General features: G+C 36.0%; 14 protein-coding genes. 3 read left to right on the top strand and 11 right to left on the bottom strand.

The features are described from left to right. Positions 1-29: 29 nt before the first annotated feature. Positions 30-1,166 (bottom strand): GGDEF domain-containing protein, encoded by a 1,137-nt coding sequence (locus ACFOY7_RS13745; RefSeq protein ID WP_390252667.1) that lies wholly within the window; start codon positions 1,164-1,166, stop codon positions 30-32. A gap of 280 nt (positions 1,167-1,446) precedes the next feature. Here ACFOY7_RS13745 and ACFOY7_RS13740 point away from each other — a divergent pair, with 280 nt between their 5' ends. Beyond that, the gene (locus ACFOY7_RS13740) at positions 1,447-2,409 is read left to right on the top strand and encodes a magnesium transporter CorA family protein (protein ID WP_390252666.1); all 963 of its coding nucleotides are present in this window, start codon (positions 1,447-1,449) and stop codon (positions 2,407-2,409) included. 76 nt (positions 2,410-2,485) lie between these two features. Here the strand turns inward: ACFOY7_RS13740 and ACFOY7_RS13735 are convergent, their stop codons facing one another. Next, on the bottom strand, positions 2,486-3,544 hold the full coding sequence (locus ACFOY7_RS13735) for a C45 family autoproteolytic acyltransferase/hydolase (protein ID WP_390252665.1): 1,059 nt from the start codon (positions 3,542-3,544) through the stop codon (positions 2,486-2,488). Positions 3,545-3,732: 188 nt separating this feature from the next. Between ACFOY7_RS13735 and ACFOY7_RS13730 the strand changes: the two genes are divergently transcribed. After that, positions 3,733-4,869, top strand: coding sequence for a DUF2515 family protein (locus ACFOY7_RS13730; RefSeq protein WP_390254105.1), 1,137 nt, complete (start codon positions 3,733-3,735; stop codon positions 4,867-4,869). Between the two features lie 42 nt (positions 4,870-4,911). Here ACFOY7_RS13730 and ACFOY7_RS13725 read toward each other — a convergent pair whose 3' ends face one another. The 4 genes from ACFOY7_RS13725 to ACFOY7_RS13710 all read right to left on the bottom strand — a co-directional run bounded on the left by ACFOY7_RS13725 (position 4,912) and on the right by ACFOY7_RS13710 (position 7,935). Beyond that, entirely contained in the window at positions 4,912-5,625 is a 714-nt protein-coding gene (locus ACFOY7_RS13725; protein ID WP_390252664.1) for an HAD family hydrolase, read from the bottom strand. 23 nt (positions 5,626-5,648) lie between these two features. Next, on the bottom strand, positions 5,649-6,497 hold the full coding sequence (locus ACFOY7_RS13720) for a patatin-like phospholipase family protein (RefSeq protein WP_390252663.1): 849 nt from the start codon (positions 6,495-6,497) through the stop codon (positions 5,649-5,651). 201 nt (positions 6,498-6,698) lie between these two features. Next, positions 6,699-6,998: a hypothetical protein gene (locus ACFOY7_RS13715; RefSeq protein ID WP_390252662.1), complete on the bottom strand. Its 300-nt coding sequence runs from the start codon at positions 6,996-6,998 to the stop codon at positions 6,699-6,701. 61 nt (positions 6,999-7,059) lie between these two features. Next, the gene (locus tag ACFOY7_RS13710; protein ID WP_390252661.1) at positions 7,060-7,935 is read right to left on the bottom strand and encodes a patatin-like phospholipase family protein; all 876 of its coding nucleotides are present in this window, start codon (positions 7,933-7,935) and stop codon (positions 7,060-7,062) included. A gap of 220 nt (positions 7,936-8,155) precedes the next feature. Here ACFOY7_RS13710 and ACFOY7_RS13705 point away from each other — a divergent pair, with 220 nt between their 5' ends. Continuing rightward, complete coding sequence (locus tag ACFOY7_RS13705; protein ID WP_390252660.1) at positions 8,156-8,509, top strand: VOC family protein; 354 nt, start codon at positions 8,156-8,158, stop codon at positions 8,507-8,509. Between the two features lie 136 nt (positions 8,510-8,645). Here ACFOY7_RS13705 and ACFOY7_RS13700 read toward each other — a convergent pair whose 3' ends face one another. The 5 genes from ACFOY7_RS13700 to ACFOY7_RS13680 all read right to left on the bottom strand — a co-directional run bounded on the left by ACFOY7_RS13700 (position 8,646) and on the right by ACFOY7_RS13680 (position 13,855). Further along, on the bottom strand, positions 8,646-9,107 hold the full coding sequence (locus ACFOY7_RS13700; RefSeq protein ID WP_390252659.1) for an RDD family protein: 462 nt from the start codon (positions 9,105-9,107) through the stop codon (positions 8,646-8,648). 15 nt (positions 9,108-9,122) lie between these two features. Further along, positions 9,123-10,124: a signal peptide peptidase SppA gene (sppA, locus tag ACFOY7_RS13695; RefSeq protein ID WP_390252658.1), complete on the bottom strand. Its 1,002-nt coding sequence runs from the start codon at positions 10,122-10,124 to the stop codon at positions 9,123-9,125. Positions 10,125-10,319: 195 nt separating this feature from the next. Continuing rightward, a complete protein-coding gene (locus ACFOY7_RS13690; RefSeq protein WP_390252657.1) occupies positions 10,320-11,273 on the bottom strand; it encodes an ABC transporter permease in 954 nt (317 codons plus the stop codon). Next, a complete protein-coding gene (locus ACFOY7_RS13685; RefSeq protein WP_390252656.1) occupies positions 11,274-12,323 on the bottom strand; it encodes an ABC transporter permease in 1,050 nt (349 codons plus the stop codon). After that, a complete protein-coding gene (locus ACFOY7_RS13680; protein WP_390252655.1) occupies positions 12,320-13,855 on the bottom strand; it encodes an ABC transporter ATP-binding protein in 1,536 nt (511 codons plus the stop codon). Before ACFOY7_RS13680 ends, ACFOY7_RS13685 begins: the two co-directional genes overlap by 4 nt. Positions 13,856-13,879 lie beyond the last annotated feature (24 nt).

Here is a 13,879-nt window from a genome sequence, read left to right as displayed (position 1 = left end):
TATTAAAAACCATAAACAATGATATATTACTAATGCTGGCCATTTAGTGCCTTTTCATTAAAGGATGCTAGATTTAATTGGTCACAGACAATTTGATTTTTCCCTTTATGTTTTGCCCGATATAGAAGATCATCTGCTTCATCAAAGAAATCCACCTTAGATAAGTGTTTCTCGAGGTGTTTCAAGCCAATACTAACCGTTACATTTCCATTTAATTCCTCATGAAACTGTTCAGAAATATGACAACGAATTTCTTCTAACAAACTATAGGTTGTTTCTAACTGTTTGTTTGTCAGTAATACAGCAAATTCTTCCCCCCCATACCTGGCAACAATATCATCCTCTGTTACTTTTTCGGAAATGGCAATTGCCACACGCTTTAATACAATATCCCCATTACTATGTCCATATTTATCATTTACCCTTTTAAAATTGTCAATATCAATAACAGCTAATTGCAACGGCATATCATAAACTATACTTTGTTCATATAGAAAGTCCAGATATTCATGGAATGTTTTATGATTATAAAGCCCTGTTAGTGCATCAATCTTCGTCAGCCTTTCCATCATTGTACTCTTCACCATTAATTCCCGCTCCTTCTCTGTAGTCTTATGCAGCATCTCTAGAACTTCATTTACCCTGGATAGAATGAACAGAAAAACGAAGTAGCTGCATAATAAAACAAAGATATAAGCAAAATATTCATATACAGATACAGCAGCTCGAATTGATGGCAATAAATAAATGGAAGACAAACCAATAAGATTTACAATCAAACTAAATTTAAGTTTTTTCTGATCCAAATAAATTAATATGGCAGCCATTGGCAGCAACATCAGAACCTGGAGTCCTGGTACAGAAGGGTGACTGATAATGATAGCCAGTGCAGATATCGTGCCCGTAAATGTCAAAATTCTAGCACCTTTTACCCCTTTTACCTTAATAAAGTAACTAGTTAATCCCATTGCAGCTAATTGTATAGTTGCAGGAATTAGTAATTTACTTATTGTATACTCCTTTACATAATATGGGAAGTAGTATATCGTGATAATTAAACCAATCACTTGCCCTGCAAATGACATGAATACCATTATCCAATAGATATTTAGCACTTTCACAGTCCACAATTTATTGTTAACAAGTTGGTGACTTTCATTTATCATTTGTTTCCCATCCTTTTATCTTCCGTGCATTACCCTTTTATTAATTATACACAATCCATTAGGCCTTATCACCTAATATCTTCTATAATATTGTTTTTTTACATTTTATCCTACGATTTACTTAGAATAGTATATTTCGGTAATTCTCTATTTATTGCTAACTTACTATATAATGCGGTTATATATACGACACATGGAATTTTTACTATGAGCTCTTTTAATTTTTGTTTACTCGTATGTTCTCCGTGGTATAGTCTTCTATTAGAAAGGAAGAATACTTATGATTTCTATATATCTATCGACACCCGAGGGGAAATTAAATAGAGAAGAGAATTTTGTTGAAAACAGCTGGATCCAATGTACCGCACCAAGTATGAAGGAGATAAAGACCATATCGAAATATTGTCATGTACCAGTCGAATTTTTGGAAAATCCGCTGGATGAAGAAGAAGCAGCAAGAATTGAGCATGATGAAAACACTGGCAGTACACTAATTATTAATGATTTCCCAATTGAATATGAAAATCAAGAGCATTTCACTTCATATACTACGATACCAATTGGTATTATCTTAACAAACTCACATATTATTACAATTTGCCATAAGGAAGTATCCTTTTTAAAACAAATGCGTCCAAACGTTTTTACTAGGAAAAAAAGTCGTCTGGCATTGCAAATTTTACTTTCAATTTCCACATTATATTTAGAATGTTTACAACAGTTAAACAAGCAGCGTATTGCTATTGAGAAGAATTTAATCAAATCATTAACCAATAAGCAGCTTTACGGGTTAATGGAGATCGAGAAAAGCTTAGTTTACTTTTTAACATCATTAAGGGCAAATGATGATGTGTTAAAAAAAATAGTCCGGACAAATTCAGTAAAAATATTTGAGGAAGATAGAGATTTACTTGATGAGGTTCTTATTGAGAACACGCAAGGTATGGAGACAACTGAATTATATTCCAGAATAACGGACAGGGTGACAAGTTCGTATTCTTCTTTAATTTCCAATGAAATGAATAGTGTTATGAAAACTTTGACCCTTTTTACAATTTTCTTAACAATGCCTACACTTGTTTTCAGTTTCTTCGGAATGAATGTTGTTCTGCCATTAAGTGCTGATAAGTCTTACTCTTGGATTCTAACAATCCTTATATCCATAATCCTTTGTGTCTTTATTGGGCTTTTCCTTTGGAGAAAGAGAATTATAAAATTGAAACACAGCACAAACAAACGGTAATTACATTCGGTCTGTTTAATAGAAAAAAGCATGCAAATTTTGCATGCTTTTCTTACTGAAAATATCCATTCTCCTGTTAGCGACTATGGAACCAGTCAGCTTTTTCCATATGTAGAAACGGTATATCTGTATCCACCTCCCCTTCTATATCATCAATCGAAAGGTCTAATCCCTTGAGCCATTTACCGAAAGGAAATATGGCAGGGGTTTTGTTACTGCCAAGAGCGAACCATGCTTCTAACTCTTCCGGAAAATAAGCGGCAGTATGGATCGTTCCTGCCCAATTCTTATATTGATTTGAAAATAACCCTTTATCTGAATCATTTAGTAAATAATATGCTTCTTCAGCATCTAATCCGTGTTTCTCTTCCATTTTATCAAGTCTTTCCTTGGAATCATTCAAAAAGTGCTTATTTTCTTTTACTTGAAGTTCAAAATGATTGGTACATGCATACCCTACCCTGCTTTTTACTCCTCTTGGTGATGCTTCTACTATTGTTGGTTCATCATTTCCATCATAAAGGATATAACTGAAAGATCCTCTGTGAGGTATTTCCTTTAATAAGTCTATTGCTTCACTAGTATTTTTACATTGTTCCAATATGATTCTTCCAATCATATTACAAACAAATCCATCGCCAGGCCGTTTTCGATTTGTAAACGTATAACCCAGTATAAGTCCCTTCTCATTCATTCCATCACATCTTCCTGTCACTCTCTGACTTACACCAATTGTCGCAAGTCCACCATCTGAAGGGTGATATAAGATAAACCTCCCGTCATATGTTTTCGGATGGTAATCATAGTTTCTGATCATATAATCGTTCCCAATCATAATCGAACAACCAGATTTTTGGACTCTCAGCCGGTATCCGCCGAACTCTAACAATACTTTTTCCATTGGCCACTGAAGTGCTTCTTGTAATCCGGTCAATTCATCCCAAAGTTGAGGAGCAAACTGCTGATACATTTGTTTCGTCTCTTTGATATTTATACTAAATAAAGGCCTGCGAACCTTCCATTGTCTTTCCCTGTTCTTAACAATATAAGAATCCTTTATTTCTTGTCCTTGAAAATAACCGAAATCATAATGAGTACCTTTAAATGGTATAATATTTGCTCTAATTCTTTTCATTTCGATACACCTCTGAATTTTTGTCTTGTTGCTTACCCTATAAACTTTTTGATTCATTATAATTCTTCTTACAGCTGAATTCAAAAAATTGTATTTACTATACGTACATATCTAGGGTTTTTCTGGTAATCCTAAAAAATATGTGGAACCATAAGCGGTCATTTTTACATAAAATACAACAAAAATGAATAAGGGAGGGGGGCCTCATTTTTTATCAAAAAAAGCTTACACCTGAATTAAAATCACTTAAAAAGGCATTAAAAAAGAAACCGCAAACATATAACCCACTTGATTTCACTTACACTGAAAAAAAAATCATTTCACATATTGAAAAAGAGACAGAAAAAAACAATTTAAATAATATCACAAGAACCAATGCCTATTTGCAATTTTTCCACGAATATCCTGAGATTGAGTGGACATTTCTTGCACATATGGTATCAAGAAATGCCGGTTGGAATATGACTGATTTGAAAGGGAGTTTCTTATCAAGACTGTTATCGTTAGAACAACAAAGGTATTTTTTCTCATTTCTTGAAAGAAGTAATTGGCTGATATTCCAAGATGCATATCCTCAACTTCTTTTATATAAAGAATGTAAAAAAAGAGAAGAGAACTATTTCCACCTTTTATCCCATTTTGGTGTTTCGTATTTTATGGATGTATTATGGAATGATTACTTACAAAACAAAAGTAATCCGATTATTACAGTTGCACTTATTATTAATGAACAAAATTATATTGAAAACAGGGTTGTTCATCATCCGGAATATTATGCGACATTAATGGAATCAATTGAATTCAAACTACAGGAACTGTTAGAGCTTAACCAAATCCTATTTCCATATTATCTAAAGGATGAAATAAATGTTACCGGACTCCCTGTTCACCATTTTGCATCATTGGAGGAACGGATCTTATTAGGAAAACAATTATATTATTTATTATTCGATCCTCAATATTTTGGGAAAATACTTGACTTTGCGACAAACCAACCACACACGGGTTCACGGAAAGACTTTAACCCCCAATTATTTAATCACATCATAGAGGAGTCTGCATATGAAAGATTTCAAGCAAGGCTGGAAAACTGCCAACTAATAGCAGGGAGTAAAAAAATATACAGTCCAAGGCTAAAAGATGCTTGGCAAAACGTCCAGCAAAAACCTGCTGAAAAAGGGGATTGGTATAAAGACTGGAAAGTTATTAACTATCTTAAACCTGTTGTGCCGAAAGATACAACTGTGGATATTTATAACGAGTATTGTGAAGGGTTGAAAAAGTTAGAATTAGCGGTTCTAGCTAAGAATGCGTTTAATAAGTAGTTTTTTTATTAATAAAAGCTCACATAATGTACATGTGAGCTTTTAAAATCGAATATCCGGATAAAAGTACTTCAACAGTTCTTCAGCATTATGTACTTCTTCATCTGGCTGATATGGACTTATACTAGGGATGGACCTTTTTCGGTGGTTCATCCAAATTGCCTTCCAGCCAGCTTGTTTGGCACCGATGACATCTTTTTCATAAGAATCGCCAATATACACGGTTTCCTTTGGATCACTAGCAAGTTCTGATTCTACAATATCAAATATTTCTTTTTTTGGTTTTGCAATACCATGAGTGCCTGAAATGAAGATATTATCTGATGGTATCCATTTGTCTAACTCTAATTGCGTAATTTTCATTGATTGATGGTTTTCCTCACCATTTGTAAGGATTGCTAGTTGCTTATTCTCGTTCTTTAATTTAGTTAATAATGCGGAAATCTCTGGAAACAGGGAAATTTTTTGCTGTTCCTTTTTATATAATTGATCAAACTTTAGTGCTTTTTCCTCATCAATAGGAATACCGAAATCTTCACATGCTTTCGTAATTCTGCCAATTTGCCATTCAGTTACTGATATTTCACCTTTTTCACTTTTATCAAATAGGAGTTCACTATACTTTCTGCTTGTTCGATAGATTTGATCTAACTTGTCGTAGGTAAAATCACTGTCAATCAGTTTCCGAAAGGTGTGATGAAATGATAGTGCCTGGTCATATAATGTATCATCAACATCGAAAATTATCGTCCTCAACCTTATCCACCTCTTCTGGCTATTTATGATATGAATTCATTCAAAGAATCGGAGATGCTTTTTACATCTTCATACCCTCTGTTGTATAGATGCAATAATTTATTTTTATTCTTCTCAATTCGGCCAACCATTAACTTTTCTGTTGGACAAATAATAAACACATTTCCTTTCTTTTCTTCTTCAAACAGTTCATTTAATGTTTGATTATATACTTGATGCCGTCTGTCTATCGCTTCTAATAATCCAGGATAATGCCGGTATTTTCGTCGGATATACCAATGAGCTGTGGCTGGTTTTTTGTAATACCCTCTATTTCTTGTTAGGACTACAATGTTTTTTGGGTTTCCATCTTCTATAGATTGCTTAATTGGGATTGGTGCCGAAATACCGCCATCCATTAAGACACGATTATCGAAATTCACCACAGGTGCGACCAATGGCAAAGAACTGGAAGCACGAAGAAGTGTTAACATATCATCAGCGTAAGTGGATTTGCGGTAAAATAACGGCTCCCCTGTCTTGCAATCAGTCACACCAACAACAAATTCCTCCACAGCTTTGTTAAATGTTTCAAAGTCAAATGGGACAAGTTCATTTGGCAATGTATCGAATATAAAGTCCATACCAAACAATTGACGTTTCTTAAGATAATTACGAAAAGATAAATATTCCGGATGACTAACATAATCAATGGTTACCCGTTTATTGCGCTCTAACTGCCGGGAAATATAGGAGGACCCGTTACAGGCTCCTGCTGATACACCGATGACATATGGCAGATATATATTCTTTTCCATAAGAAATTGCAGGACACCAGCTGTATAAACACCTCTGCTTCCTCCACCTTCTAATACTAATCCTAAACCTTTCATTGTTATGTCTCCTAACTTTTTATAACAGTTCTTTTACTAATTAAATGATACAACAAGCAGTGAAGACATTGCCAGTAATCAAACTACATGTCTTCTGTTTTATTTAACCATGCTGACAATACTTCTTTTAATTCCGGATGCAGCGGCTTGTAGAGGTTGATAATAATTAAGCAAAAAAAAGAAGTAATACCAAAATCGGCATTACTCTTGTTGAAATGTATTGTCTTGCTGTGCTTTCAAATTGATGAAAGCTCTCTTTAATTCATGCTGGCATTCTTCTACTCGTTGCTGTGCTTGAAATAATGGCTCAGTAGATGTACCACTGCCATTAATCGCCTTTCCGCGTGCATCTTGAATTTGTTCCTGGACATCTTGCAGTTGCTTCTGTAATGATTGGATCTCTTCTATATCTGCATGATTTCTTGCTTCTTGACTGGCAACTTCTAATTGTTGAGAGAGTATGGAAAGCTGCTCGATTTCATGACCATTTTGTATTGGCATTGAGACCATCCTTTCGATTACATTTCTCAACTATCTTTTACAATCAGACGAAATTTACTCACTATTCCACACGTTGGATGTGTTCTCCTTCTAAGCAGAAATCTTTTAAATGTGGGGCAAGTCTTTTCATATCATTATATCCATGCTGATATAATGATATGAGCTTCTTTTTGTTTTTTTCTATCCTTCCAACTGCTACTTTTTCTGTTGGACAAATGATAAATACATTTCCTTTTTTCTCTTCCTCATACAAATATTGCAGTTTTTCGTTATAAACATGATGCCGTTTTTCTATAGCTTTCAGTAACCCGGGATAATCTTGATATTTTCTTCGAATTAACCAATGAAATGGTTCAGATTTTCTAACATATCCTCTGTTTTTCGTTAAAATCACTACATTTTTCCTGTTGCCGTCCTTGATTGATTGTTCGATTGGCAGTGGTGAAGTAATGCCGCCATCTAGGAGCAGCCGATTGTCTAATTGGACAGCCGGTGCGATTAATGGCAGGGAACTGGAGGCTCGCAGTACTGTAATCATATCAGCAGCATGCTTTGACTTATGATAAAACACAGGTTCACCTGTTATACAGTCCGTCACCCCGACAACAAATTCTTCCCTTGCATTGTTAAATGTTTCATAATCAAATGGATCTAATTCGTTCATGATTTTTTCAAATAAAAAATCCATGCCAAACAACTGGCGTTTCAAAATCCAATTTTTTACGGATAAGTAATCTGGATGTTGAACATAATCAATATTTACTCTCATATTCCGATTGAGTTGACGTGAAATATAGGAAGACCCCATACAGGCACCGGAGGATACACCGATTACATATGGTATGTAGATGCTTTCTTCCATTAAATACTGCAGCACACCCGCTGTATAAACTCCCCTGCTTCCACCGCCTTCTAAAATTAAGCCTACACCTATCATACAATCTCCTACTCTGTTATTTTCCCTACAAAAAATGATTGCCACTTTATGCAGAAAATACTATTTATTATAATTCCTATTCTATTATACTCTTCCATGAGAATTTATTGATGAATTTGCTATAATTTTTACACTTTTTTCAAAATTCCAATTGACGTACTCCTTTGTTCATCATATGGTTAAATTATGCTTTTTATCACATTTTAAGGAGAGGGTTTGAGTGAATCCATTGAACAAAAAAATTTCCGGTATATTTATCCCAGTTAAAGATCTTAAGAAAGCACGAGATTGGTATTGCAACCTATTAAAATTAGAGCCAACGGATGATTTCCCTGGCGGCCATCTATATGTACTGGAACTTGATGGAATAAATGTTGTCCTTGACAGTAAAACTTATCGTAAAGACACTATTTACCAAACACCACCGTTTCATTTTAATACGGATAATATTGGTGAGGCTTATCACGAAATGCAAAAAGATGGTGTGGAATTGACTTCTGAAATACAGTTCGGTCATTTTTTTAATTTTAAAGACCCTGATGGGAATCATTTGATGGTGTGTGAGATAAAGTAGACGGAATTAATTCTAATATGCAAACTCTTCCTACATCTACTGGTAACCGTTTATATGGTGCAATTTTTGATATAGTTGATTGGATTTTTCTCTGATAAAGTTGAAAAATGCAGGCTATGTTAACCTGCATTTTCCTTTAATCTTCAAATACTACTCGGGTGTTGCCGATCATGTCATGAATTCCTTGTTTCTGACCAGTAAATGCGACAAACAAATACAGAAACACGGTAATGAAAAATACGCGATGCAAAAACCTGCCGACAACTTCTCGAAAAATAAGGTCACTCCAGTTTAACGGCTTGTTATCTTCTCGTATTACTTTAAGTCCGAAGATCATTTTACCCAATGTCTGACGGAAATATTTTGTCATTAACAAAAAGTAAACATAAAAAACAATGGAACTCAGAATACCTGTTAATGTCCAATAGCCAATGTCCACTGCTTTCCCATCATTGATAAATTGAAATGGTAAAAGCAGAATGCCGTTAATACTGAATATAATGATAATATCAACCAAGTATGCCCAGAAACGCATCCAAAATCCTGCATACCTTGTTGGCCTAACCTGCTTAGAAGTATATTCTAATGGTTCTTCCATAATCCCGACACTCCCTTATCGTGAATATAAATACATGGCACGTGGTGCGTTACTTTGTTGTAACATTTCCTTAATGCCAATCAAGTCTGCTTCCTGACCGAACATACTTTGTACACTTCCGCCTAGCAATTGGCCAAAAGGAAAACCGTTCTCATACTCAATAACTCTTGCTTCTGTTATGTCATGTTCTTCCTTCATCATAGAAATCGTATCATCAAGTGAACCAATTTCGTCTACCAGATCTACTTCTAATGCCTGTGAACCTGTATACACCCTGCCATCACCCAGTTCTCGGACACGCTCTTCTGTCATCTCCCGTCCCTGAACAATAACATCAACAAAATCATCATACATGTCGTCAATCATTGATTGTAATATTTGTCGTTCTTCATCTGTCATTTCCCGATATGAAGAAAGAATATCCTTGTGTTCTCCACTTTTAATTGTATTAAAATCAATACCTAGTTCGTCAGCTAATTCAGCAAAATTAATACTTTGCATAATAACACCTATTGATCCTGTTAGTGTCGCTTTATGTGCAACAATCTTATCACTTGGTGCAGCGATATAGTATCCGCCAGAGGCAGCAGTATTACCCATCGATACGTAAATTGGTTTCTCTGTCTCTTCTTTAATTTCTAAGATTTTGTCATGGATTTCAGCACTCTCCACAACACCGCCGCCTGGTGTGTTTACATGTAATACTATCCCCTTGACACTATCATCATCCCCTGCATGGTCAAGCATTTCAAGAAATCTTTTGTGATTGTAAGAACCTGTATTCAATAGGGTACTTGGAGTTGTGTCTTGAATGACTCCATTCAAATGAAGTACAGCAATTTTACTCCCAGGTGAGCCTTCTTCTACCACTTTTTCACTAAACTGCTGGTCTAAATTAGCAAAGTTAAAGGCTTCATCCCTATCTGTTGATAGAATGTTTGACATAAACTGAAAACCGATTGAAAACAAAAACAGACCAACAGCTACTACTAGTGCGATCCATCGTTTTGTATTCATAACTAACTCCTCCTTTTAATAACATTTGCATTCCAATAAAATTCATTGGGATCACGTCTGGTATACCATACGGTTAAATGGCGAAAAAGTTTCAAATTTCTTATTCACTGATATATTAAAAAGTGTATACAAAGAAGGCAAGCATTACGCAAATGCTTGCCTATCTATTATTAATGTTACCTTTTTCCTTCTACTCTACCTGCTGCCCTTGATATAAGGGATACCATTTGCACGAGGAGCTTCGGCACGTCCAATAAAACCTGCCAGCGCTAATATAGTCAGCAAATATGGTGCAATTAATAAGATTACTTGTGGAATATCTGCTAATAATGGAATTCCGGAACTTACTACACTTAAACTCTGAGCTAACCCAAAGAACAATGCTGCTCCCATTGCACCAAGCGGATGCCACTTACCAAAGATAACAGCAGCTAATGCCATGAACCCTTGCCCTACAATCGTGGAATGAGAAAAGTTTGATGCAATAGTTAAGGCGAATACTGCACCACCTAACCCTCCTAATGTACCAGACAATATGACCGCAATATACCGCATTCTCTCCACCTTAATACCATTTGTATCAGCAGCCATTGGATGTTCACCGACCGCACGTAACCTTAGACCAAATGGCGTCTTATAAAGTACATACCATGCAACAAAAGCCAGAATAATAGCAATATAGGAAGTAACATAAATACCTTGAAAGAAAATCGGCCCTATAAGTGGGATATGTTCCAATACAGGAATATCAGTTGTGTAAAATGGCTGATCTACCATATCTGTTTGCCCTTTTCCATACCATACTTTTGTTAAGTAAACACCAATCCCTAGCGCCAGCATATTAATCGCTACCCCGCTGACAACCTGATTGGCATAGAACGAAATAGAAGCAACAGCGTGAATTAGTGAAAACACAGCCCCAACCGCCATGGCAGCTAATATCGAAATCCAAGGCGTCCAACTACCAAATATATCTACAAAAGTTAAGTTAAAAACAATTCCAACAAATGCTCCCATTACCATAAGACCTTCTAAACCAATATTAACAACCCCAGATTTTTCGCTATATACTCCGCCTAGTGCTGTTAAAATAAGAGGCGCCGAATAGAATAATACGGTTGGAATAATCGACTGCAATGCTTCAAACATCTATCTTTCCCCCTTTTTAAAACGAAGTAAAACCCAGCGGATAATATAACTGGAAGCTACGAAGAAAATAATCAATGCAATGATAATATCAACTAGTTCTGTCGGTACACCTGCAGCTGTTGGCATTTCACCAGCACCTTCTTTTAGAACACCAAAAAGCAATCCTGCCAATACTACACCAAGCGCATTATTAGCTCCAAGCAATGCAACCGCTATTCCATCAAAGCCCAGATTGGTAAATCCAGACATAACCGAAATCGTGCCATATGTACCAAGTCCTTCCATGGCTCCTGCTAAACCTGCAAATGCCCCGCCGATAACCATTGATAAAATAATATTTTTACTTACATTCATTCCTGCATAATTCGATGCATGTTGATTAAAACCAACGGATTTTAGTTCATAACCATAGGTTGTTCGTTCGATAATAAACCACATCACAAATGCTGCAAATAAAGCAATCAAGATACCATAATGAATTCTTGAGTAAAACGTGATACTTTGCAGCCATGGGGAAGCTAATGATGCTGTACTGGCTATTGCCTCTGTTGTTGTTGCCTGATCTGTTAACACACTGCGTATGACAGCATTAGTCACATGCAACGCTATGTAATTCATCATGATTGTAATAATTACCTCATGTACACCTAGTTTTGCTTTCAATAAACCAGGTAAGAACCCCCAGAGTCCACCTGCCATTGCTCCAGCTAATATAGCAAGCGGAAGATGAATAATCATAGGAGCGTCAATCGCCAGACCAACCCAAACAGCAGCAAGCCAGCCAACAATTACTTGTCCTTCTGCACCAATATTAAACAGTCCTGTTTTAAAGGCAAATGCAACAGCCAGCCCTGTCAAGATTAATGGAGTAGTTCTGCGAATTGTCTCACCAATTGTATATGAATCGCCAAAAGCGCCTGCCCACAATGCGGCATATCCCTTGATAGGATTGTGCCCCGACAGCAACATAATAACAGCACCTGCAAGCAGACCGATAATAACAGAAATAATAGGAACTAATAGGCCAAAAAGTTTATTGTTCGATGTCATTGACTTGTTTCACCTGCCTTTATCACTTGGCTTCCTGCCATCAGCAGGCCAAGTTCTTGCTCAGTTGTTTCTTCTGGCTTTACATTTGCAACAATTCTCCCATCAAACATTACAGCTACCCGATCACTCACATTTAAAATTTCATCCAATTCAAATGAGACAAGAAGAATAGCACTACCTTTATCACGTTCTTCAATCAATTTCTTATGAATAAATTCGATCGCCCCAACATCCAATCCTCTTGTTGGCTGTGTTGCAATCAATAATTTTGGTGATCGATCGACTTCACGGCCGATAATGGCTTTTTGCTGGTTTCCGCCAGATAGTGCGCGCGCTTTTGTATATACACTAGGTGTTCTGACATCGTATTCTTCGATGATCTTTTTCGCTTTACCAAAAATCTCTTTATAACTAAGTACTTTTGCTTTGGAATAAGGTCTTTGATAATATGTTTGCAAAACAATATTCTCACCAATGGAATAATCTAATACTAATCCATATTTGTGCCGGTCTTGTGGAATATGACCTAACCCACTTTCAGTAATTTTACGTGGCGATAGATTTGTAATGTCTTTATTAGCTAACTTGATAGTTCCTGAACGCGCTTTAGCTAAACCAGTTATAGCTTCGACTAATTCAGTTTGACCATTTCCGTCTACACCGGCTATCCCTACGATCTCACCTGAACGCACATTCAAATCTAACCCTTTTACTAAGTCCACTTTACGTGCATCCTTAACATATAAGTCTTTCACTTCAAGAATCGCATCTTTCGGTTGAGCAGCTTTTTTCACTGTTTTAAAGTTCACTTCACGGCCCACCATTAAAGAAGCGAGTTCTGATGAATTTGTTTCGGATACATTAACTGTTCCAATCCCTTTCCCTTTCCGAATAACTGTACATCTATCACACACTTCCATAATTTCTTTCAGCTTATGTGTAATTAATATGATCGATTTACCTTCATTGATTAATGAACGCATAATTTCAATTAGTTCACCTATTTCTTGGGGTGTTAAAACCGCTGTCGGTTCATCAAAAATCAACACTTCTGCCCCACGATAAAGAGTTTTTAGAATTTCCACTCTTTGCTGCATACCAACAGATATCTCACTAATTTTCGCATCAGGGTTTACCTTTAAGCCATATCGATCGGACAGTTCTTGTATTTCTTTTCTAGCTGTAGCAAGGTCGATTTTCCCGAACCTATTCTTTGGTTCACTCCCCAGAATAATATTTTGAGTCACTGTGAATGGTTCCACTAACATAAAATGCTGGTGAACCATTCCAATGCCTAAATCATTCGCAATATTAGGATTGTTAATATTAACTGCTTTCCCTTTTACCCGGATTTCACCTTTTTCAGGCTGATATAAACCAAACAATACATTCATTAATGTCGATTTCCCTGCACCATTTTCACCTAATAATGCGTGAATTTCACCTTTCCTTAATTGAATAGTAATATTGTCGTTTGCTACAATGCCTGGGAATTCCTTCCTGATATTCAGCATTTCAATCGCATAATCCATATCGTTCACCCCTATATATTAAAC

The sequence above is a fragment of the Gracilibacillus xinjiangensis genome, from assembly GCF_042651765.1.
In the GTDB taxonomy this organism is placed as follows: Bacteria; Bacillota; Bacilli; order Bacillales; family Amphibacillaceae; genus Gracilibacillus; species Gracilibacillus xinjiangensis.
This window is presented reverse-complemented; position numbering and strand designations above follow the sequence as displayed.